A 21,120-nucleotide genomic window follows, 5' to 3' on the forward strand; every position below is an offset into this window, starting at 1 on the left:
GGGCCGCGTCGGCATCAGGATTTCGGGAACAGCTGATCGACGGCGCTCTGGATCGCCGCCTGATGGCCGCCGCCCGGTGCGGCGGTGCGTGCGGCGCCGCCGGGCTGGTTGAGATCCAGCTGGCCGCCGGTATTGATCTCTCCGTCCTCTTTCACCGTGATATTGAAGCTGGTGCCGGTGATGTTGATTTGGCCGTTCGCCAGCAGCTCGATCGCGCTTTCGCCGCACTCCAGCCGCAGCGATTCGCCGGAGCCGAGGGTAAAGGCGTTAACCACGGCGTCGCTGCGGGTTTTGCCGGTCAGCGCGGAGGCATCGCCTTTGACGCCGGTGGCCTGATTGAGCACCACCCGTTTGATCTGGTTGCCGCCCACCAGGTGGGTGTGGTCGTTATCGATGGTGTGGCTCTCATCGTTTTTGACCTGGGTGTCCATGTTGCGTTCCGCCTGGATCCACACCTGTTCGGCGCCGGCCTTGTCTTCGAAGCGCAGGGCGTTGGCGTTGTCGGCGGTGCCGTCCTTGGTGCGGCTCATAAAGCCCATCTGGGTGGCGGCGGCCGGCAGCGCCCACGGCGGCATGCTGGCTTCGTTATAAACGCGCCCGGTGACGATCGGCCGATCCGGATCGCCGTTGATAAAGTCCACCACCACTTCGTCGTTGACGCGCGGGATCTGCACGCCGCCGTAGCCCTGGCCGGCCCAGGCGCTGGAGACGCGCACCCAGCAGGAGCTGCCGTCGTCCTTCGGCCCGAAGCGGTCCCAGTGGAATTTCACCTTGATGCGGCCGTATTTGTCGGTCCAAATCGATTCGCCGGCCGGGCCGACCACCCGGGCGGTCTGCGGCCCGTGGGTTTTCGGCCAGGTGGCCTGCTGCGGCGGGTGCCAGGGCACGTCCGCCGGCAGCACGATGAAGTCGATACGGTGCTCGCTGCTTTGATCGTCGCCGCTGGCATAGCGGTTCTCTTTCAGATGGTAGTTGGCCTGCAGCGTCAGGTACTCGCGATTGTCGTCGGCGTGCGGGGCGTTATACAGCGTAAAGGTGCTGCCGGGAGCGATGCCCAGCGCGGTGGCGGTGCCCCGGATCTGCTGATGTTCGGCCTGCCAGGCTTCCTGGCGCACGCGGGCGTAGAACTCCCCCTGCTGATGCTCGGTGTAGCGGCCCGGCCAGTCGTAGACGTCAATCTGCCCCGGCGTCGGCGAGACCGGGTTTTGCCGCGCCTGGAACAGCCAGGCGTTCGGCTTGCGGAAATCGTAGTCGTCCAGGCTGTAGATGCCCGGCGTGACGCGATCGGACAACGTCCACTGGCTGATGCCTTCCTCGCTGGTGCTGCCGCCGGACGGCGTCAGGTGATAGGGGATCATCTCGTAGCCGGGATAGGGCTGGTGGTGGTGGGGCGCATCCCCGAGCACCAGCGTGTGTTTGCCCATCTCATGTTTGAAATAGTAATAGATGCCCTCCAACTCCATCAGGCGGCTGATGAAGTTGAAGCTGCTTTCGTTGTACTGCACGCAGTAGCCCCACAGGCGATAGTCGCCGGTCAGCTGATCTTCCAGCTGCACGTTGTGCTCCGCCAACAGGGTCTTGACGATCTGCGGCACCGTCTGTTCCTGGAAGATGCGGAAGTTGCGGTCCTTGGTCATCGGCCACAGATCCGGCTGCACGTGCAGGCTATACACCGCGTAGCGGGTGCCGCCGATCTCTTCGCTGCTGACGGCGATGGCGGTGATCTTGCCGTTCAGGTAGCGCGGGGCGCTGAGAAAGCCCTGAGTCGGGATCTCCAGCGTCAGCGGTTGGCCGAGCAGCGCTTTGCGATCGAGGCGCGCGTCGGTGCTCAGCAATTCAATAGAGAAGTCGAAAGGGGTGGAAAGCGCTTCGATGCCGTCCAGTGAGCGGAACAGCAACTGCTCCTGGCCCAGCGGCGTGTGCGCAATAATGCGATCCAACATGAGAACGTCCTCTGTGATTGACGTCGTGTTCTGCTTACCCCAGCGTTGCAGCGGCCTTGCCGCGCGGCCAATGAGGGTGGGCAGCGGTGCGTCAGTCTCATGAAATAGGGGAGGCCCCGCCGCGACGGGGCTTCAGAACGGAATTAACCGGCGGTGGCCGGATTGACCAACCAGGTGCCGGCGGCGTCGATGCTGAGTCGCTGCTGGCGGAGCCGATCGTTGTGGCGGATCTCCAGCTGATAACGGCCCGGCGCCAGGTTCAGGCTGGCGAAGCCGTTTTCGCCCGGCGTCACCTGTTGCGGCTTGCCGTCGAGGCTGACCTGCTCGCCCGGCTGCAGTTTGAAATACACCAGCGCCACCGGCTGCGGTGGCGGCGCCGCCTTTTCAGGTTCCACCGGCGCAGATGGCGCGGTTTGCGGCGCGCTCGGCTGCTCCGTCAGGGTTTTCTGCGCCGGTGACGCCGCGGTGTTTTGGGCCACGGCCTGGGTATCGTCCTTGCCGCCGCTCAGCCAGGCGACGGCGCCGATCACCAGCAGTGCCGCGACGCCGGCGCCAGCCATCATCGGCCGCGAGAATCGGGTGCTGCGTGCGGTAACGGCGCCGGCGGCTGCGGCTGCGGCGGCCGGGTTGGCGGCGACCAGCAGGTTCTCCGGCGCGGCGGCCGGGGTGCTGACGATTTCGTTTTCATCGGCGATCGGCAGATGCAACAGCTCGGCCATTTCATCGATGGTCTGCGGGCGGTCTTCCGGCTTCAGCGCCAGCGCGCGGTCGACGGTGCGCAGCAGCTCCGGCGAATAACCGGCGGGGCGACGCTCGGCCAGCGGCTGGTAGCTGTCTTCGATGCTGCGCACCACGCTGACCGGCGGCGGCGAACCGACGATCAGCGTGTGCAGCACGGCGCCCAGCGCGTAGATATCGGTCCAGGGCCCTTGTTCGCCGTCGCTGTTCTCGGTGTACTGCTCGATCGGTGCGAAGCCCGGCTTCAGCATGATCTCCGTTTCGTCCGACAGGTTGCCGATCTCTTTGCGCGCCGACCCGAAGTCCAGCAGCACCGGCAGCTGGCTCTCCTGAATTTGGATGTTATCCAGCGAGATGTCGCGGTGCAGGTAGCCTTCCTGATGGATGGTGTTGATGGCGCTGAACAGCGGCGGCAGCAGCCGTCGGATCCACGCCTCGTCGATCTTCTCCGGCTGCTGCGCCTGCAGGTTCTTCAGCGTGGTGCCGCTGTAAAACTGGGTGCCCATGTAGGCGGTGCCGTTCTCTTCCCAGAAGCGCAGCACGTGCAGCAGGCCGGGGTGCGAGAAGCGGGCCAGCAGGCGCGCCTCTTGAATAAAGCTGTTCAGCCCGGCCTGAAAGGTTTTGCCGAAACGCTCGCCGCGCAGCCCGATGCTGAGATTGTCGTTGCGTTTCGCCAGCGAGGTCGGCATGTATTCTTTGATGGCGATGGTGCGTTCCAGTTGGTGATCGTAGGCGCGGTAGACGATGCCGAAGCCGCCTTCGCCGATCGCTTCCTGGATCTCGAATTCGTTGAACCGATAGCCGCTCGGCAGGCTGTTCGAATTCGGTTTGGTTATCCCGGTTCCCGACATAGTGATGACTCTCTGTGTTCAAAAGGCCACCGTTTCGGCGGCCGCGGCGTTATGCCTGAAATTGACAAATGAATTCGTGGTTCTGCAGCGCGATATGCAGCTGGCGATAGCGCTGGTCGTTGGCGCTGCCGGTCAGCAGGGTGTGGCTGATCTGCGGCAGCAGGGTGTTGGTCAGGATGGCGTCGACCATGCGGCCGCCGGACTCCACCTCGGTGCAGCGGCTGACGATCTGCTCGATGACCGCGTCGTCGAAGGTGCAGACGATGTCGTGATTCTCCGCCAGGCGACGTTGAATGCGGCCCAGCTGCAGGCGCACGATGTTGCCCAGCGTGGCGTCGGTCAGCGGGTAATACGGCACCACCAGCAGGCGGCCGAGCAAGGCGGCCGGGAACACCGACAGCAACGGCTGGCGCAGCGCGCCGCTCAGCGCCTCCGGTTCCGGCAGCAGCTCCGGATCGCTGCACAGTCCGGCGATCAGATCGGTGCCGACGTTGGAGGTCAGGATGATGATGGTGTTGCGGAAATCGATATGGCGGCCTTCGCCGTCCTCCATCCAGCCTTTGTCGAACACCTGGAAGAAGATCTCATGCACGTCCGGGTGCGCCTTCTCGATTTCGTCCAGCAGCACCACGCTGTAAGGACGGCGGCGTACCGCCTCGGTCAGCACGCCGCCTTCGCCGTAGCCGACATAGCCCGGGGGCGCGCCTTTCAGCGTCGAAACGGTGTGCGACTCCTGGAATTCGCTCATGTTGATGGTGATGACGTTCTGCTCGCCGCCGTACAGGGTTTCCGCCAGCGCCAGCGCGGTTTCGGTCTTGCCGACGCCGGATGGCCCGGCCAGCAGGAACACCCCGACCGGCTTGTTGGGATCGTCCAGCCGCGCCCGTGAGGTGCGCACCCGGCGGGCGATCAGATCCAGCGCATGGCGTTGGCCGATCACGCGCTGGTTCAGGGTGTCGGAGAGTTGCAGCACCGCCTCAATCTCGTTTTTCACCATGCGGCCCAGCGGGATGCCGGTCCAGTCGGCCACTACTGCCGCCACGATGTTGGCGTCGACGGCGGCGAAGATCAGCGGCGCCTCGCCCTGCAGCGCGCTCAGCTGCTGCTGCAGTTCGCCCAGATGGGCGCGCAGCGCGTCGGCGTCAGGGCGCGCCTGCGTCTCTTCTTCAGTAGACTCTTCTTCCTGCCGGTGCAGCTGGGCGCGCAGTGTGATGATCTCTTGGATCAGCGCCAGCTCCTGCTGCCAGCGGTCGGTCAACTGTTCCAACTCCTGGCTCAGCGCGGTCAGTTGGGCTTCAATCTCCTGCGGGCGCAGGGGATCGCCGATGCCCACCTTGGCCTCGCGGCGGGCGATATCCAACTCTATCTGCAGCGCATCGATGCGGTGGCGGCAGTCTTCGACCTGGGCAGGCTCGGCGTGTTGGCTGACCGCCACGCGCGCGCAGGCGGTATCCAGCAGCGCCACCGCCTTGTCCGGCAGCTGGCGGGCCGGAATATAGCGATGCGACAGCCGCACCGCAGCGTCTACCGCTTCATCCAGCAGCAGCACGCGGTGGTGTTGTTCCAGCGGGCTGACGGTGCTGCGCAGCATCAGCAGCGCTTTGTCTTCGCTTGGCTCGTGTACCTGCACCACCTGGAAACGGCGGGTGAGCGCCGGATCCTTCTCGATGTATTTTTTGTACTCCGACCAGGTGGTGGCGCCGAGGGTGCGCAGCTGGCCGCGCGCCAGCGCTGGTTTCAGCAGGTTGGCGGCGTCGCCGGTGCCCTGGGCGCCGCCGGCGCCGATCAGGGTGTGAATTTCGTCGATAAACAGGATGATCGGCGTCGGGCTGGACTGCACTTCGTCGATCACCGCCTGCAGCCGTTTTTCAAACTCGCCTTTGACGCCGGCGCCGGCTTGCAGCATGCCGATGTCCAGCAGGCACAGTTTCACGTCGCGCAGCTGCGGCGGCACGTCGCCGGCCACGATGCGCAGCGCCAGGCCTTCCACCACCGCGGTTTTCCCGACGCCGGCCTCGCCGGTCAGCAGCGGGTTGTTCTGGCGGCGGCGCATCAGGATATCGATGATTTGCCGGATCTCTTCATCGCGGCCGGCCACCGGATCGATCTCGCCGTTGCGCGCTCTGGCGGTCAGATCCTGGGCATACTGCGCCAGCACGCTTTCACCGCTGCGCGGCGCGCCGGATACGTTCTCGGCGCTGCTTTCCGCCGGCGCATCCTGGGCGTTTTCCGCCGAGTGAGCGGTGATGGCGGCGAACTGATCCATCAACAGATCGGCGTTGATGCGCTCGAACTGCGGGGAAATGGCCTTCAATAGATGGCGCAGGCTGTAGGTTTTCAGGATGCCGAGCAGCAGGTGGCCGCCGCGGATGCGCGCCGCGCCGAATTTCAATGAGCCATAGACCCAGGCGCGTTCTACCGCGCTGTCGATGTGCTCGGACAGATCCGAGATAGCGCTGGCGCCGCGCGGCAGGCGATCGAGCGCCTCGACGATGTCGCGCGCCAGCTGCGCCTCGTCCAGCGCGAAGTGGCGGACGATCTGCTGCAGATCGCCGTCCGGCGATTGCATCAGCTGATGCAGCCAGTGCGCCAGTTCGACGTAGGGGTTACCGCGCAGCTTGCAAAACGCCGTCGCACTTTCCAGAGAGGTGAATAACAGGCTATCCAGTTTGCCAAATAATACCGAGCGGCTGATTTCAGACATGGTTTTCCTCAGGTCTCAGAGTGGCCTTGGCGCCGCAGGGCGCCGGCCGAAATAGGGTCAGAACGGATTTTCCAGCGGTTCGGGGCTGAAGATCAGATCGTCGAGATCGCGTTGCCGCCGATCGTCGGCCAGCCAGCTGCTCAGGCCCAATCGCTGCGCGCCGCCGAGCTGGAGGCCGTGCGCCTGTTCCTTCGCCAGGATCAGACGGACTTCCCAGACGAACTCGATGCCCAGGTATTGGCGCACCCAGTCGCGCAGCTGCCGGCACAGGTCGGCGCCGGGCAGGAAACGGTCATAGTCCTGCTGCGGCATCGGCCCCAGCTCGATGCGGAATTTGTGCTGGATATCGCGCACCGCGATGCCGAGAAAGGCCGATTCGCCGAGCCGCGGCGCGCCGCGCCCGGCCTTGAGCCGCGCCTGCTCGCGCGGCTCCACCCGCAGCCAGTGCGGCACGTTCTCGACGATGCGTACCGGCACCTTGAAATACTGCTGCAAAATTTTGCTCAGGCCTTCCGGATCGCGGCTGTGGCGAATCAGATGACCGGCCATAAAATGTTTGGCGTGGGCGTTGATGCTGTCGCGTTCCTGCTGCGCCGGTTGGCCGATGCCGATCAGGCTCGACAGATACTCGTCGAAGCGCCGGTTGTCCGGGCGATCCAGCGATACCGTCGGCTGCGCGTCGGCCCAGGCGCGATAAAACAGCAGCATCAGCCGATGATGGAACAGGTTGGTGAACGCCAGCAGGGTGTTGTCCTGATGGTGGTACACCCGTTCGCGCACGTATTCGGTCAGGTGCAGCGGCAGCGGCCCGTTGGGGCCGAACAAGCCGAAGCTGAAGATAGATACGTCGTGCAGCGGGCTGTTGGCGCGCGGTGCCACCTGCGCCAGCGTAGAAGGCGCGAACGACAGCGACGGCTCCTGACCCAGGCGCAGCATCTCGTGGCGCGGCAGCGGCGCGCGCCCCAGCAGGTAAGGCTGGCCGCCCTGGGCGTCGATACGGCGCAGCAGCTGGAACAGATCGTGCTTGTAAGGCGCGCTGCGCAGCCGCGGCCAGAAGTCGTCCGGCAGGCGATACAGCGCGTTGATCTGCGGCGGCGCCAGTTCGGTGGCGATCATCTCCGCGCTCATATCAGCGTCCTTTTGCCCATGCGCGCCTGCCAGTGGGCGATTTCGCCGCGCTGTTGGCTGGAGAGCGTCATCTCGGTGAAGGTGTTCATCGCCACCAGGCGCGAGAACAGACGCTCCAGCACGCTACCGAGCAGGTAAGGGCTGTTGCCGGAGAACGCCTGCTCATCGACCGTCAGATCGATGGCGATGCCGCGTGCGAACACGATGGGACCCGGCTCTGGCACTCGCCGATAGACCGGCCGCAGGTTGCAGTGGCGCACGCCCTGAATTTGTTTGGCGATCGCCGGCTCGCTCAGGTTACCGTACAGCCCCAGCAGCTGGCGCAGGCTGGCGGCGCCCTGTTCCGGATCGCCGTCCATCATGCTGAGGTAGTTCAGCTGCAGCTGGCTGATCAGCCGCCAGGTGATCATGCCTTCGGCCAGCGCCGGGCGCGGCGGGGTGGGGCCTTTGCGCAGCGAGACCTGCTTGATCGGGATCGAGTCGGGCATCACGAAGTTGCCCTGATCCTGTTGCAGCAGCATCAACGGCAGGTCGCGGCTGGTGCACAATACGTCGGCGGTGAGGTATTTCAGATCGCTGTGCCACGGCGATTGCCGCTCGTCCACCAGCGACACGAACACTTCCGAACCGGCATAGCCGGTGCGGGTGCCGTAGCGGCGGGCATGCTCCGACAGCGTGCGCTGTTCGCGCCGCAGCGAGAAGTAGGCGCCATAGTTGCCGTCGTCCGCGCTCAGGGTGCTGTAAAACGGCCGAAACTCTTGCTCGTAACGCTTTTCGCTGGCGCTGCCGCCGAGCCGCTGCACCGAGAACACTTCGTAATCCAGCGGCCGGATATTGTCGACCACCAGATGATATTCGTGGTTTTTTTCGTTGATCGCGATGCGTTCGGCGACCTTCGGAAACAGGTTGATCACCGGCGTGCAGTGCAACGCCAAATGAGCGGCGTCGACCACCCGTTCCAGCGCGGCGTCGTGTCGATCCAGCAGCACCACGATCTCGAACTGACGCAGCGCCCTTTTCCCTTCGCGCACGCTCTGCAGCAGCGGGCGCAGGCCGTTGACGCTGAAGAACTGGAAGCGCGCCGGGAAGGCGAAGTACTCCTGCAGCAGCCGGTAGCCTTCGAAGTTGCGCAGATCGTTGGGCAACAGTGCCTGTTCGGCAGCGAAGCCTTCCTGCCGCAGCCCGTCCAGCGCCAGCGCCCGCCGCTGCGGCTGCGCCTCCACTGTTTGGCCGATCAATCCGACGCTGTGCTGCATCAGCAGTTCCAGCAGCTGCTGCGCCTGCATGTCCGGCCCGGCCAAGTAAAACATCAGCTGATCCAGCTGCAGGTTGTTGAGCGTCACGCTTTCGTAACACTCGAGACGAATGCGCAGCGCGCTGACGCAGCCGCTGTGCTGCAGCCCCAGCGAGGCCAGCGGGATATCGGCCGGAATGCCGCCCAGCTCGACGCCGGCGATGCGCACCGGCTGCAGCGTGACGTCATGCGCCGTGGTGTAGCTGCAGGTGATGCCGCTTTTCTTCAGCGTCTGGCTGTCCATCATGGTGCCGCGCGGCACCACGAAGCCGTTGCTGATGTCGCCTTTGCTGCTGTCCGGCTGTAGCTCGGCGATCGCCATCGACGGCGTCGGCGACAGGTAATTGGGGTAGATGATCTCCAGCAAGCGCTGAGAAAAGCGTGGGAACTCGGCGTCCATTTTCAGCTGCACGCGCGAGGTGAGGAAGGCGAAGCCCTCCATCAGGCGCTCGATATAGGGATCCGCCACGTCGATGCCGCGCATGCCGAGACGGCCCGCGACCTTCGGGTACTGTTCGGCGAACTCGGCGCCCATCTCACGCAGATAGGCCAGTTCGCGGTTGTAATAATCTAAAAGTTTACTGTCCATCGCCTTACCCTATGTCTTTCAGATCGAAGTGGCCGTTTTCCAGATCCACGTCGGTACGGAACAGAAACTCCAGCGGATAGGGCACGCACCACAGGCGGCCCTTGATTTCGATCGACAGCACGTTGTGCAGCTCCAGCGAGCCGGTGTCCGAGATGCAGCGCACCTGCAGCCCCTCGGGCAAAATGCGCGGTTCGAAATGGAGAATGGACTCGGTCAGCGCGCGCTGAATGTCGAGCCATTCGATGTCCGACATGCGCTTGCCCGCCAGCGAGGCGATGCCGTAATTCAGGGTGGAGCGCCGCACCTGTGGAAAATCGCCCAGATCCAGATTGGACTCGCTGTTGACGCAGTTGAACAGCCACTGCAGATCGCGCAGCACCCGGCGGCGCAGCTCGCTGTGCGACACCAGGTTGCGCACCTGTGCTTCCTGCTTTTTCTGCGGTTCGTCGTCGGTCAGCATGTCGAGCAGCACCGGCTGCATTTTGTCGCGCGACGTCAGGCGCTCGCTGTCCTGACGATAGCGATAGCCCTGGCGGCGCAGATCGCCGCCGTCGTAGTGGGGTGGACGCTTATCGTTCATGTTCAGGCGCTCGCGTCGAAGCTCAACTGCCGCAGGCTGTGCAGCGGGAATTCGTCGCTTTCGCTGAGCCAGGTCTTCAGGCCCAGCCCCGCATAGTGGGTGCCGTCGCCCAACGGTTGCCATTCGGTGCGTTTGCCCAGCAGCAGCGCGTCGTCGCTGCCTTCGGCCAGCGGATAACGGGCGGGCAGCTGGCACACCTGTTCGCGGCCGTCGGTGAGGCGTACCAGCGCGTGGCTCCACACCAGATCGATGGCGCTCTGCGGCGCCTGGAACTGGATCGCGGCGATGTCGGCGAACGGCAGCCAGTAGTAAACGCCGTTCAGCGCCAACTCGCATACCGGCCCGAGGCGGCCGTCACCGTCGGTCAGCCAGTCGAAACTCAGCTGCCGTTCTTGGTCGCCTTCGGCCAGCCTTAACCGCCCGGCGCCGGCCGGTGCGGCTTCCAGCGCTTCGTCGCGCAGCGCCTGGGCCGCTTCGGCTGCCCCTTGCGCATCCTGATGCAGCGCTTGCACCATCAGCGTCAGCCAGGGCTGATCCTGCCGCAGCAGCGCCGGCGCGGCCGTGCCGGCGAACACCGCCTGGCGTTGCAGCTCGGCGTTGACCGACTGCATCAGCAGCAGGGTGGTCGGTTGGGCGATCGGTTTCAGCGCCTGCCAGGATTTCAGCTGCGCGTTGGCGCGCGTCCAGTTGCCGCTCAGGCACAGCAGTTGCACCAGCGCGGCGCGCAGGTCGGCATCCGCCGGTTTCGCCTTGATATCGTTTTCGACGGCGGTGATGGCCGCGCCGATCGACTGGCCTTGCAGCATGCTTGCTAATGATTTCACGGGCTTTCCTTATAATCAGTGAGTGGCGCCGTTAACCGACAGGTAGCTGCCGCTGGCGGGATCGACCCGGTCTGCGGCCAGCTTTTCCACCAGCTTGAAGGCCAGCGGAGCGGGGGCGCTCAGCAGCGGCTGCCAGGCGGTTTGCGCCTGCTGCAGGCGCTGTTTGACCTTGTTCTCGTCGGCGGCGTCGACGCGCGGCATTTCAACGATCGCTTCGCCGTTGAACGCCCAGGCGTGCAGCTTCGGTTCGAAGCTCAGCAGCAGGAAGCTGCCCGGCGCCTGCGGGTTACCGCCCAGCACCAGCCGTTGGGCGTTGGCGCTGACGACGGTCAGCGGGCGATCGCCGCCGTTGAGCTGCGCCAGCGGATAGCCCTGCAGGAACCACAACGTCGGCGAGAGGGTTTGGCCGCCCTGTTGCAGCGTGACCGCGCCGCTGCCCTGCAGCCAGCCGTCCTCGCCGCAGCGCAGCGCGTCGCCGGCGGGAATGAACAACGCGCCACCGTTGGCTTCGTCACGCCAGAAGGTGCGGAAGTGGCAGCCCTGCGGCAGGTTGAAACGCTGAGGCGGCGCGGTGTCCGCCTGCGGAGAGGTCACGGCTACCGCCGCAGGGATCGCCGGCTGCGGCGGGGTTTCCGGCTGCTCGACGGCCTCCTGTTTGACCACCGGTTTCCAGCCGCGCGCTTTGGCGGCTTCGCCGCTGGCCAGCTTTTCACCGCGCTTGTCGGTCAGCGTCCAGGGCAGGTGGCCGGCTTTCGGGCACTGTTTTTCCAACAGATTGCCGACGCGCGGCAGAAAGTCGTTCAGCACCGCCGGGTCTTGTCTTTGCGCCGAGACGATGCGCAGCGGGATGCTCTTGCCGCACCAGCTTTCGGGATTGCTGTTTTTGACGTCATCGATAAACACTTCCAGCTTCTGGCTGGGGGAGTAAACCAGGCGATAGTTCATCGCCTGCGCGGTCGGTACCGCCATCAGGGCGACGAGCCCCGGCATCCAATATTTCATAGTGAACCTTGCTGTGAATGTGCGCTGCTCAGTCGCGGCTCAGAAACCGCTCCGCATCCGCCAGCGAATGCAGCAGGGTGGTTTCCTGCGGTGAGCCAATCCAGACGGCGATAGCGCTGTAGTTATCGCTGTTATTGTTTTTCTTCCATGCCTGCTGCATCAGGGCGATCCACTCGCTGGGGGAGTTGACCATGTGCAGCGACTGTTCCAGTTCGGCCTGGCTGAAGCTGTGCCAGAAGCCGTCGGTGCACAGCAGGAAAACGTCGCCGTCTTCCAGCTGCAGCACGTCGCTGTAGGTGGCGTCGCGCTCTTCGTTCAGCCCCAGCGCGAAATACAGCAGGTTGCTGTTGATGCCGTTGGTCTGATAGCCGGCGTCCTGCATCTGCTGGATCAGGCTGTGGTCGGTGGTGACGGCATGCAGGTAGCCGCGGCGGAACAGGTACAGGCGACTGTCGCCGGCGTGCGCCCAGTAGGCCAGCTGGTAATCGCGATCGATAAACAGGCTGACCAGCGTGGTGCCCATCTTGCTGTATTCGTCCGACTGTCGCTGTTGCTGGTGGATGGCGGCGTTGGCGCGCGTAATGTGCTGGCGAATGCTTTGGGCGTTCAGGTGCTTTTCGCCGTCGAAGTTTTGCAAAATAGTGTCGCGCGCCAGTTTGGCGGCGATATCGCCGCCCGGAAAGCCGGCGATGCCGTCGCACACCACGAAGCAGGCGGCGCGGTTGCCGAGCACCTCGCCGGTCTGATCCTGGTTGGAGGCGCGGCCGCCCTGGTTGGAGGTAGAGGCTATGGTGATATTCATTACGCGTCCGGTTTGGTCTGTGAGTCTTTGTATTGATTCACTTCAACGTCATAGGCGTGCAGGAAGGCTTCGCCGAACAGGGTGTGGAAATCGTCCTCGATTTCGCCGGAGGTTTGCTGATAGTTCTTCACGAAGTAGTCCCACAGCGCAGCCTTGCGGTTGGCGGGCAGCGACAGACGCGGTGCCACGCCTTCCTTGCGCGCTTCCTCTTCGAGGCGCTCCGGGTTGAACGACTGCAGCATGGCGGCGATGATGGCGCGGATGCCGGCGATCATCCCCAGCTGGTGCGCCTGCAGGTCGATCAGCGCATCGCGCACCGCCTGCTCCGGCGGCATAAAGCCCGGCATCTGGCTGCCGAACATCTGCATCAGCACCGTTTTGCCCGAAGGCAGCAGCTTGAACGGGTTGTTGGCCTCGTCGAGGATCATGGTCATCTCGGCCTTCACGCCGCGCTTGAGGATCGAGCGGGATGAAAGCAGGGCGACGGTGCCCTGCGAGAACAGGCTCAGCAGGCGGCCGGCCTGGCGGATCTGCCGTTCGTCGAAGTGCGGCTGCGGCTGCAGATCGTCGAGGCCGATGCCTTGCAACAGCGCCGTCAGCAGCGGCCCCTCTAAGGTGTCGCCATTCGGCGCGGCGGCGTGCTGCCGTTGAGCGGACTGGTAGGCGACCGGATCGATGCCCAGGCGGTTGCCCTGGCGCGGGCGCGGCGGCTGCGCAGGCGGTTCCTGCTGGTTGAACTGCGGCACGGGTTGGGGCTGTGGCTCAGGCGTCTGCACGGGTGGTGGCGTCGGCTCTGGGCGTGGCGCTTGCGGTTGTGCGGCGATCGGAGGCGGAGACGGCGGCGCGGACGGCTGTACCGGCTCGTCCGGCTGAGCCAGCGGCACGGCGCCGCCCATCAGCAGCCCCAGCGGATCGTTGCTGTTTAGCGTCTCGGGCGACGCGGGAGCGGATGAACCGCCGAACAGCGCCAGCGGATCCAGCTCTTGCTCCGGTTGCTGCGCATTCTGAGCCGGGGTTGCCGGCCGCGCTGGCGCAGCCTGTTCCGCCAGCAGCGCGCTGGGGGTGGTATCGGCCAGGATGTGTTCGCGCTCAAAGGTGGTGTCGGTGTTGAACAGCGCCGCCGGATCGGTTTGCTGCTGCTGCAGCTGGCGCAGATCGACATCGCCCGCCAGCTGTGCCAGCGGATCGGCCGGGTTCAGCTCGCGAGCGGGGGTATCCAGCAGCGGGTGGTTGCCAGGATTGGCGACCGGCGGCGGCGTGACGGCGGCCGGCACATTCGGGGTAAATTCTTCCACCAGACTGTCCCAGATTTCGTTGGGGATTGGAGCGGCGGATTTTTCTTTGGCGGCGGCTGTTGGGGCCGCAGCAGCGGCAACGGCGGCGGCCTTGGCCACCGGTTGAGCCTGTGGCGCGGCGTGCTGTTGCAGCGCGCTGACTTCAATCTGGTAATCGTCGATGCCGAGCACGTCGCCGTCCTGCAGTTCAACCTGGCGGCCACGTTCCAGCGGAATGTCGTTCAGCAGCACGCGGGTAACGTTGCCGCGGTTGGTGATGCGGCATTCGCCGTCAGCGGAAATATGCACGATCGCCTGCAGGCGGGAAATGGCGCGCTCTTCGTCCGGCAGCACCAGGTTGTTGTCCACGCTGCGGCCGATGGTGCCGCCCGGCGGCAGAAAATCGCAACTGCTCTGCGGCGGAACCTGGCCGCTTTTATTTTTTACAATGGAAAATCGCATAAGGCATTCCTGCTGATAGGGATTGTAGACTGCTTTGGACGTATGTTGATTTAGCCATCTAATCTGATGGCTAACTTCTATTCTTTTCTTTTTTGTAATAGGTGTTTTTTGGTAGTTGAGTTAAGTAGATAAAGGTGAATATCAAACTGCCGTAGCGAATAGAGGCATAGTTATCGTTGCCTAGTGGGTAGAAGAGATTAAGAAAGTCATTCCCGTATGCAAAGATTGAGAGCTGTATAACGCCCATGGCAACCACAATGAGACAGTTGAAAACAAAAAATAGATAATTGTGTTTGCGAGCCGATAAATTTTTTAAGTAATATAATGCCACTAAAGTGATGAGCGACAATGAAAAATAGGAAGGTAAGAATCCATATGAGTAAGTTGATAGCGTGACGTCTAGAGTCATGTTAATAATCAATAAATTTTAATTTTCTTGAGTTGATAACTTTATGAAATTGGATTCAACAATCCTGACTATTACTTAGAGTAACGTTTAAAAATGGCTTCAGCTTCACTGGCGTTCTGCAGTGAAAGACAATCTAAAGTATGGTAAGTCCCTTGAACTGAGCCTTGGCTATTTTTATTTGCGTACTGTTCAGCCAGTTTTTCACCTTGTTCAAATGCATCCATCGGCAGTTTACTCAATTCTAAATAGGCGGAAGCGGAACGGAAGGCGTCTTGCTTGGTTCTTTCTGAGTCAGTGGACTTCCCAATGCAACGGCTGGTTAACCAATTTTTATATAGAGCCTCTTGTGGTAAAGCATTGAGCGAGTTTTCAGCAAGGGCTACATGGCTTCCGAGCAGCAGAGACATTAAAAAGTACGTGTATCTTCTCATCCGAGATAACCTTTGATATGAGCCGTCGTTTGAGCAACTCTGATATCAGTTGTCGTCTTTCCCTTGGTACTTCTTGATGATGGCTTGCAACGCTTGGCTATGTACAAGATCGATGCACTTTGCCATCGTCATCGGCTCCCCAGACATGCTGTCATAGTGCTTTGCCAGAAATTCTTTTGCCAGCGCCCTGACAGCGGTATGCGCTTCCAGAGAATAATCGCCGAACTCCATGTAACCCCTGGCGGCAGCGGCGGCATCGTTTTTGACTTCTTTTGCTGAGTACCCCTCGGCGATACAAACGCTAAGCGCGTAGTTTTTGAGGTACTCGGCAGGGGAATAACTTTCTTTGGCTTGAGCTGCTTGAGTACATCCCAAAAATATCATGCTTGCAACACACAGGGATTTTATTTTAGTAGCCATATAGATGCCTCGCTAGACTTCGGAAAGTAACAATGATCTGAGCAGGTTGTACCGTTCCATAATGTTGCGTGCCCGCTGGCATCACTCCATCCTGAAACAGTGAAAACCAATATCCCTTTGTCTTTTGAAAAGTCACTGGGGGTAGGGTTTTTTATCGTTTTATCAGGTTTGCCGAATTTATAGCTCAAGAAGTTAATAATATCTCTGACACGATAAATGTACCAATTTTTATCTTTGCCTGAAACGGTCTTCCATGCGCCTCGTTCAACTTTAAAACCAGAGTAATTGAGCGTGTAACTCATGCGTATTGCGCAGGCATTGGTGAATCCTTGCAATGGATCATTGACGCCAAGCTCAATGTTAAGACCTACATTTCCACCGATCTTTTTGCCAACATCAGTAATATCTACGTTTATTTCGCTAAATCGTTGCCACGCTTGCTGGAATGAAGGGCGACTCATTATAACGTCCTCTGTTGATAGATGCCCCTAATCAGGGGCATCTTTGCGGGAAGATTAAGCTTCGCGGTTTTCTTTGATGTTCCAACCTGCGCTGCTTTCGGCGCCTTTGCCGCCTTTGTCGCTCTGCTCCCAGTATTGCTGTTTCACTTTCGCCGCCTGGAAGGAGTAGGTGACACCCACGGTGTCTTCGCCGCCTGCGCCGGTGTACTGCACGGCGGTGACCAGCACGTCGTCCAGGGTGATTTTGACGTACTCAACCTGAGTACCGCCCGCCTTGCAGACAGACAACTCAACCTTGGTCAGGTGCTTACCGCTGGAGCAGTGCTTCAGCAGCGCCGGGGTTGACTTGTCGACCAGCGCGTTAACGTGCAGATCGTTGAAGCACACTTTACCGGCGCCACCGCCGCCGCCAACGCCCATATTGCCCGGTTGAGAAGCGCCCCAGGAGAAAGAAGTAATGTCGGTCCAGCCTTTGTGATTCGAATCTTTAGATTCGCCGCTGGCACCTTCAACTTTCAGGAACATATCAATAGCCATAGTTTCTTCACTCTTTATTAAGGGTTAACAGTAGTATTAACGTTACGTTGAAAAACTCAGGTAATAGCAGCAGGAATTGCAAGTGTGGTAATGCATTACCAATTTATATCCTTGTGCCATGCACCTTCTTAAATACCGAAAACTATCGGTACAGGTTACCGAGCCACTATTAAGTGCTAATGGCTCAATGCTTAATTATTTCGCGTTGTCTTGGTTCCACGTGCGTTCTGGATTGCCTACGATAAGCTGACGATATAAAGGTTTCATACTTTGCCTCCTTTGCAGGGGAATCGAGTTGCAAGAGCCTCTTCAATCAGGGGGGCCGCCCTTTCGTGCAGGCGTGCAGCGGGAAGTTTATTAAAGAATTCGAACACAAACTCCTGCAGAGTGACGGTTTGTAGCTGGCTGTATTGGCACCAGCTTTTTCCTTCCGTCGCGTCCAACACGCCCAGCAAATAAATCCGTGCTTTCTCTTTTTCCTGTTTATCTGCACTGCGATAGAAACGGAAAAAGTCGCTGCCTGGCAGATTGACATCATCGGACGTCAAATGCGCTATCGATGTCTGCTCTGCGAAAGCTGGCGGCACGGCGGGGAACGAGCAGACGACAGCCAACAGCGATGCCAGATAAAACCGTTTTGCCTTCATCTTTCTTTCCCTGTGATGAGGTTGATGTATCAGCCAGGCCGCGTGACCGCGGCCTGACTTCAGTCCATCAGGACGCGTCGTTTTGCTTCAGCGACGGCAGCTTCGACACCAGGCGCAGGGAGACGGTCAGGCCTTCCAGCTGGTAGTGCGGGCGCAGGAAGAACTTGGCGCTGTAATAGCCCGGGTTGTCTTCGATCTCTTCCACCTGCACTTCCGCCGCGGCCAGTGGTTTGCGCGACTTGGTTTCCTGCGAGGAGTTGGCTGGATCGCCGTCCACGTAGTTCATGATCCAGTCGTTCAGCCAGCGTTCCATGTCGTCGCGCTCGCGGAAGGAGCCAATTTTGTCGCGCACGATGCACTTCAGATAGTGCGCGAAGCGGCAGCAGGCGAACAGGTACGGCAGGCGCGCGGAAAGCTGGGCGTTGGCGGAGGCGTCGGCGTCGTAATATTCCGCCGGCTTCTGCAGCGACTGCGCGCCGATAAAGGCGGCGAAGTCGGAGTTTTTGCGGTGCACCAGCGGCATAAAGCCGTTTTTGGCCAGCTCAGCTTCGCGGCGATCGCTGATGGCGATCTCGGTCGGGCACTTCATGTCCACGCCGCCGTCGTCGCTCGGGAAGGTGTGGCACGGCAGGTTTTCCACCGCACCGCCGGATTCCACCCCGCGAATGGCGGTGCACCAACCGAACTCTTTGAACGAACGGTTGATGTTGGCGGCCATGGCGTAGGCGGCGTTGGTCCAGGTGTAGTTGCCGTGGGTCGCGCCGTCGGTGTCTTCTTCGAAGTCAAACTCGTCCACCGGGTTGGTGCGGATGCCGTACGGCAGGCGCGCCAGGAAGCGTGGCATCACCAGGCCCAGGTAGCGCGCGTCTTCCGATTCGCGCAGGCTGCGCCAGGCGGCGTACTCGGTGTTCTGGAAAATCTTGGTCAGATCGCGCGGGTTGGACAGCTCCTGCCAGGACTCCATCTGCATCACGCTCGGCGCGGTGCCGGCGATGAACGGGCAGTGCGAGGCGGCGCCGATCTTGGCCATTTCGCCCAGCAGCTCCACATCCTGCGGGCTGTGATCGAAGTAGTAGTCGCCCACCAGGCAGCCGAACGGCTCGCCGCCGAACTGGCCATACTCTTCTTCGTAGACTTTCTTGAAGATCGGGCTCTGATCCCAGCCTACGCCTTTATAACGCTTCAGCGTGCGGCCCAGCTCCTGCTTGGAAATGCTCATAAAGCGGATCTTCAGCATCTCGTCGGTTTCGGAGTTGTTGACCAGATAATGCAGGCCGTGCCAGGCGCCTTCCAGCTTCTGGAAGTCGTCGTGGTGAATGATCTGGTTGATCTGCTGCGACAGCTTTTCGTCGATTTCCGCGATCAGCGCCTGGATGGTGCGGTAGGCGTCGGAAGAGACGGTGACGGTGTTTTCCAGCGCCTGTTGCGCCAGGGTTTTCACCGCGTTCTCGACCGCCTCTTTGGCCTGATCGGTCTTCGGCCGGAATTCTTTGTTCAGCAGCGCGCTGAATTCATCGCTGGAAAAAGTCTCGGTGGTCTGCAACGCATTTTGTTGCTGAGGCGAGTTGCTCATCGATTAATCCTCACGCTCGTTGTTGTCGTCGTTAACCGCCGGTTTCGGCGCGTCGGTCAGGGATTGCAGCAGCGCCGGATTTTGCAGGATCTTGGAGATCAGCTCCTCGGCGCCGTTCTTACCGTCCATGTAGGACAGCAGGTTGGAAAGCTGGGTGCGGGCATCCAGCAGGTTGTCCAGCGCGTCGACTTTGCGGGCGATAGCGGCAGGGGAGAAGTCTTCCATGCTTTCGAAGGTCAGATCGATGTTCAGCTTGCCTTCTCCGGTCAGGGTGTTATCGACCTGGTAAGCGACGCGCGGCTTCAGCGATTTCATACGCTCGTCGAAGTTGTCGACGTCGATTTCCATGAACTTGCGCTCTTCCACGCTGGCTTGCGGATCGACAGCTTTACCCACCAGGTCCGCCATCACGCCCATCACGAACGGCAGCTGGATTTTGCGCTCTGCGCCATAAATTTCGACATCGTATTCAATCTGTACGCGCGGCGCGCGGTTGCGGGCGATGAATTTCTGCCCGCTGCGGGATTTCGAGTTTGACATGATTTACTCCATCTAATGGCGATTGGGAACGCGCCTCGTCCGGCTGGGAGAGTCAGGTTCTGATTCGGGTCTGCGCAGGGGCAGACGGTATCGGGTGTCGTCAAGAGAACAAAAGTCGGCGGCTAGCTGTTCTCCTCGTTGTCGGGGCGACCGAGAATGGTCTCCAGTTGGTTAAGCCCATCGGGCGCCAAATCGCGGACGATCTGCATAAAGTCCAGCGTAATCAGCCGTTGGACCCGATCGATCATCAGCGGCGCCGGGTGGCTCGGCTCATGAAGACGAAAATAGTTTTTCACCTTGTCCAGCATCAGCTGGGCGTCGTCGCGCGACTGGATCTGTGCGCTGCGCCAGTTGAGCGGGGCAGTGGCGCTCTGAGCGGCGGCCGGTTGCTGCACGGTCGCGGTTTCCTCCGATGAGTCCGCTTCGGCGGCGGCCGGGGCATCGCTCTGGCCGGCGAGCGCCACGAGAGAAAATACCTTGGTCAGCGCGCTCATTTCCGGCAGCGCGCTTTCCCCCAGATGTCGGGTTACTTCGCTGCGGATGGCGCTCAAGGTGTTGGCGATGTGCGTCACCAGTGCGCCTTCGGGGCGATCCTGCTGCGCCAACTCATCCTGCAGCCGCGCGCGGCCACCGGGAAAGTTGGGGCACTCTTGCTTGCTGCCGTCGAGCAGGGCGCCGGCATCGCGCAGCGAGATTTCACCGGCGGCGCTTTTCAGCAGCGGCGCAGCGCGCACGCTGGCGGCCAGCGCGGCCTTGTCGCCAAGATCGGCCAGCGCATTGATACGAAACAGCGGATCGGCCTCGCCGTCGAACTCCAGCGGCGGCTGCAGGGCATCCCAGTAACGGACCATCGACTGGTGGATCAGCGTCAGCCCGTCGGCGTAGCCCGATAAACCGCGCAGCTGGGTCCAGGCGCGGGTGAGATACAGCATGACGCGCAGATCTTTGGTGCGCGCCAGCAGCGAGGTTGCGAGGCGTTCGACCTGCACCCAATCCGGCGCTTCTTCCGGAATGATGGTGCTGCCAAATTGCTGTTCGGCCTTGCCGGTGGCGGCTTGCTCCATCGCCAGAAAGTCGGCGTCATATTCCAGGTTGTCGCCGCAGGGATTGTCCGCGTCAACCGGGGCCAGCAGGGTATCGGTGTCGATAGCCATAAAATTTCCTTCAACGAGCGATGTTAATCAAACATTTGTGGGTACTGGCCGCCGCGGCCGGGGCGCGCCCAGCCGTTGGGCTCGAACAGCAGCGAAAACAGCTGCACGGTGAGGTTGCCGCTGTGCACGTGGGTGTAGAGCGGGTGTCCGTCGGCCTGATTGGTCCACCAGAAGCTGGTGTACTGTGCCGGATCGAAACAGTCGGCGGCCTGTTGCCAGCCGAGGCCCGGCACGTCCGGGTGTTGGAAACCGATAATCGACAATATCTCGGAGTCTGCCTCCGCCGGCGGGCTGGGCAGCGCCGGAATAGCTTGCAATGTGCGGTCGATCTGTTCGGCGGAGAAACCATTGCGCACGCCGTTCAGCAGGGTATGACCGAGCTGTTGGTACCAGCTCGCCGCCATGTTCAGCTGTTGCGGACGCCAATCTTGCAGGCTGAACAGGCGCAGCGCGCAGATCGGGTAGCGCCGCCCGACGCGATCGCGCGCTGGCAACAGGCAACCCATCTGCACGTACGGGCTGCCGAGCGTGGCGGGGATCACGAAGTTCCACACCGGTGCGTTGCTGAACGGATGGCCGTTTGGCCCCTGCGCATCGCGCTGCAAATTCACCAGCCCGTTATGGAACCAGTGGGCCCAGTTATTGACCACCGGCTCGGGCAGGCGGCGTTGCAGAAAATCGCCGGCGGAGGGGAGTTTGCCGTACCAGCCGAGGCTTGTCGGGGCGCTTGAATCAGTGCTCATGGTCAGGTCCTTTC

At 61.5% G+C, this 21,120-nt stretch carries 19 protein-coding genes; all 19 read right to left on the reverse strand.

The window, feature by feature from the left end:
- Window positions 1-14: 14 nt before the first annotated feature.
- Entirely contained in the window at window positions 15-1,943 is a 1,929-nt protein-coding gene (locus tag ACJ8HT_RS02595) for a type VI secretion system Vgr family protein (protein WP_180547385.1), read from the reverse strand.
- Window positions 1,944-2,086: 143 nt separating this feature from the next.
- Window positions 2,087-3,532, reverse strand: coding sequence for a serine/threonine protein kinase (locus ACJ8HT_RS02600; protein WP_197652592.1), 1,446 nt, complete (start codon window positions 3,530-3,532; stop codon window positions 2,087-2,089).
- Window positions 3,533-3,581: 49 nt separating this feature from the next.
- The gene (tssH, locus tag ACJ8HT_RS02605; RefSeq protein ID WP_197652594.1) at window positions 3,582-6,236 is read right to left on the reverse strand and encodes a type VI secretion system ATPase TssH; all 2,655 of its coding nucleotides are present in this window, start codon (window positions 6,234-6,236) and stop codon (window positions 3,582-3,584) included.
- 57 nt (window positions 6,237-6,293) lie between these two features.
- Complete coding sequence (tssG, locus tag ACJ8HT_RS02610) at window positions 6,294-7,364, reverse strand: type VI secretion system baseplate subunit TssG (RefSeq protein ID WP_197652595.1); 1,071 nt, start codon at window positions 7,362-7,364, stop codon at window positions 6,294-6,296.
- Window positions 7,361-9,247 (reverse strand): type VI secretion system baseplate subunit TssF, encoded by a 1,887-nt coding sequence (tssF, locus tag ACJ8HT_RS02615; protein ID WP_197652597.1) that lies wholly within the window; start codon window positions 9,245-9,247, stop codon window positions 7,361-7,363. The genes tssG and tssF overlap by 4 nt, the downstream gene beginning before the upstream one ends.
- A gap of 4 nt (window positions 9,248-9,251) precedes the next feature.
- The gene (locus tag ACJ8HT_RS02620) at window positions 9,252-9,827 is read right to left on the reverse strand and encodes a type VI secretion system baseplate subunit TssE (RefSeq protein ID WP_038876749.1); all 576 of its coding nucleotides are present in this window, start codon (window positions 9,825-9,827) and stop codon (window positions 9,252-9,254) included.
- 2 nt (window positions 9,828-9,829) lie between these two features.
- Window positions 9,830-10,651 (reverse strand): type VI secretion system accessory protein TagJ, encoded by an 822-nt coding sequence (locus tag ACJ8HT_RS02625; protein ID WP_341534848.1) that lies wholly within the window; start codon window positions 10,649-10,651, stop codon window positions 9,830-9,832.
- A 15-nt stretch (window positions 10,652-10,666) separates the two neighbouring features.
- Window positions 10,667-11,653 (reverse strand): type VI secretion system-associated protein, encoded by a 987-nt coding sequence (locus ACJ8HT_RS02630; protein WP_197652599.1) that lies wholly within the window; start codon window positions 11,651-11,653, stop codon window positions 10,667-10,669.
- 28 nt (window positions 11,654-11,681) lie between these two features.
- The gene (locus tag ACJ8HT_RS02635) at window positions 11,682-12,455 is read right to left on the reverse strand and encodes a PP2C family protein-serine/threonine phosphatase (protein ID WP_015378289.1); all 774 of its coding nucleotides are present in this window, start codon (window positions 12,453-12,455) and stop codon (window positions 11,682-11,684) included.
- The gene (gene tagH / locus ACJ8HT_RS02640; protein ID WP_197652601.1) at window positions 12,455-14,191 is read right to left on the reverse strand and encodes a type VI secretion system-associated FHA domain protein TagH; all 1,737 of its coding nucleotides are present in this window, start codon (window positions 14,189-14,191) and stop codon (window positions 12,455-12,457) included. Before tagH ends, ACJ8HT_RS02635 begins: the two co-directional genes overlap by 1 nt.
- A gap of 480 nt (window positions 14,192-14,671) precedes the next feature.
- Window positions 14,672-15,007, reverse strand: coding sequence for a T6SS amidase immunity protein Tai4 family protein (locus ACJ8HT_RS02645; protein WP_244664466.1), 336 nt, complete (start codon window positions 15,005-15,007; stop codon window positions 14,672-14,674).
- 69 nt (window positions 15,008-15,076) lie between these two features.
- Window positions 15,077-15,415: a T6SS amidase immunity protein Tai4 family protein gene (locus ACJ8HT_RS02650; protein ID WP_233502771.1), complete on the reverse strand. Its 339-nt coding sequence runs from the start codon at window positions 15,413-15,415 to the stop codon at window positions 15,077-15,079.
- 20 nt (window positions 15,416-15,435) lie between these two features.
- A complete protein-coding gene (locus ACJ8HT_RS02655; protein ID WP_197652695.1) occupies window positions 15,436-15,915 on the reverse strand; it encodes a type VI secretion system amidase effector protein Tae4 in 480 nt (159 codons plus the stop codon).
- A 51-nt stretch (window positions 15,916-15,966) separates the two neighbouring features.
- A complete protein-coding gene (locus ACJ8HT_RS02660) occupies window positions 15,967-16,449 on the reverse strand; it encodes an Hcp family type VI secretion system effector (RefSeq protein WP_004961372.1) in 483 nt (160 codons plus the stop codon).
- A gap of 263 nt (window positions 16,450-16,712) precedes the next feature.
- A complete protein-coding gene (locus ACJ8HT_RS02665; protein WP_197652604.1) occupies window positions 16,713-17,096 on the reverse strand; it encodes a Rap1a/Tai family immunity protein in 384 nt (127 codons plus the stop codon).
- A gap of 67 nt (window positions 17,097-17,163) precedes the next feature.
- Window positions 17,164-18,669 carry a type VI secretion system contractile sheath large subunit gene (tssC, locus tag ACJ8HT_RS02670; protein ID WP_016927259.1) on the reverse strand — a complete coding sequence of 502 codons (1,506 nt, stop codon included), beginning with the start codon at window positions 18,667-18,669 and terminating at the stop codon, window positions 17,164-17,166.
- 3 nt (window positions 18,670-18,672) lie between these two features.
- The gene (gene tssB, locus ACJ8HT_RS02675) at window positions 18,673-19,209 is read right to left on the reverse strand and encodes a type VI secretion system contractile sheath small subunit (protein ID WP_016927260.1); all 537 of its coding nucleotides are present in this window, start codon (window positions 19,207-19,209) and stop codon (window positions 18,673-18,675) included.
- A 122-nt stretch (window positions 19,210-19,331) separates the two neighbouring features.
- Window positions 19,332-20,363: a type VI secretion system protein TssA gene (gene tssA / locus ACJ8HT_RS02680; RefSeq protein ID WP_197652606.1), complete on the reverse strand. Its 1,032-nt coding sequence runs from the start codon at window positions 20,361-20,363 to the stop codon at window positions 19,332-19,334.
- A gap of 23 nt (window positions 20,364-20,386) precedes the next feature.
- Window positions 20,387-21,106, reverse strand: a complete 720-nt coding sequence (tagF, locus tag ACJ8HT_RS02685; protein ID WP_049201244.1) for a type VI secretion system-associated protein TagF — start codon at window positions 21,104-21,106, stop codon at window positions 20,387-20,389.
- Window positions 21,107-21,120 lie beyond the last annotated feature (14 nt).

The sequence above is a fragment of the Serratia sp. CY44782 genome, assembly GCF_052168715.1.
Lineage (GTDB): Bacteria > Pseudomonadota > Gammaproteobacteria > Enterobacterales > Enterobacteriaceae > Serratia > Serratia nevei.

Coding starts and splice junctions, on each gene's coding strand:
- ACJ8HT_RS02595 (WP_180547385.1), bottom strand. CDS start 1,943: ATGTTGGATCGCATTATTGCGCACACGCCGCTGGGCCAGGAGCAGTTG.
- ACJ8HT_RS02600 (WP_197652592.1), bottom strand. CDS start 3,532: ATGTCGGGAACCGGGATAACCAAACCGAATTCGAACAGCCTGCCGAGC.
- tssH (WP_197652594.1), bottom strand. CDS start 6,236: ATGTCTGAAATCAGCCGCTCGGTATTATTTGGCAAACTGGATAGCCTG.
- tssG (WP_197652595.1), bottom strand. CDS start 7,364: ATGAGCGCGGAGATGATCGCCACCGAACTGGCGCCGCCGCAGATCAAC.
- tssF (WP_197652597.1), bottom strand. CDS start 9,247: ATGGACAGTAAACTTTTAGATTATTACAACCGCGAACTGGCCTATCTG.
- ACJ8HT_RS02620 (WP_038876749.1), bottom strand. CDS start 9,827: ATGAACGATAAGCGTCCACCCCACTACGACGGCGGCGATCTGCGCCGC.
- ACJ8HT_RS02630 (WP_197652599.1), bottom strand. CDS start 11,653: ATGAAATATTGGATGCCGGGGCTCGTCGCCCTGATGGCGGTACCGACC.
- ACJ8HT_RS02635 (WP_015378289.1), bottom strand. CDS start 12,455: ATGAATATCACCATAGCCTCTACCTCCAACCAGGGCGGCCGCGCCTCC.
- tagH (WP_197652601.1), bottom strand. CDS start 14,191: ATGCGATTTTCCATTGTAAAAAATAAAAGCGGCCAGGTTCCGCCGCAG.
- ACJ8HT_RS02645 (WP_244664466.1), bottom strand. CDS start 15,007: ATGTCTCTGCTGCTCGGAAGCCATGTAGCCCTTGCTGAAAACTCGCTC.
- ACJ8HT_RS02650 (WP_233502771.1), bottom strand. CDS start 15,415: ATGATATTTTTGGGATGTACTCAAGCAGCTCAAGCCAAAGAAAGTTAT.
- ACJ8HT_RS02660 (WP_004961372.1), bottom strand. CDS start 16,449: ATGGCTATTGATATGTTCCTGAAAGTTGAAGGTGCCAGCGGCGAATCT.
- ACJ8HT_RS02665 (WP_197652604.1), bottom strand. CDS start 17,096: ATGAAGGCAAAACGGTTTTATCTGGCATCGCTGTTGGCTGTCGTCTGC.
- tssC (WP_016927259.1), bottom strand. CDS start 18,669: ATGAGCAACTCGCCTCAGCAACAAAATGCGTTGCAGACCACCGAGACT.
- tssB (WP_016927260.1), bottom strand. CDS start 19,209: ATGTCAAACTCGAAATCCCGCAGCGGGCAGAAATTCATCGCCCGCAAC.
- tssA (WP_197652606.1), bottom strand. CDS start 20,363: ATGGCTATCGACACCGATACCCTGCTGGCCCCGGTTGACGCGGACAAT.
- tagF (WP_049201244.1), bottom strand. CDS start 21,106: ATGAGCACTGATTCAAGCGCCCCGACAAGCCTCGGCTGGTACGGCAAA.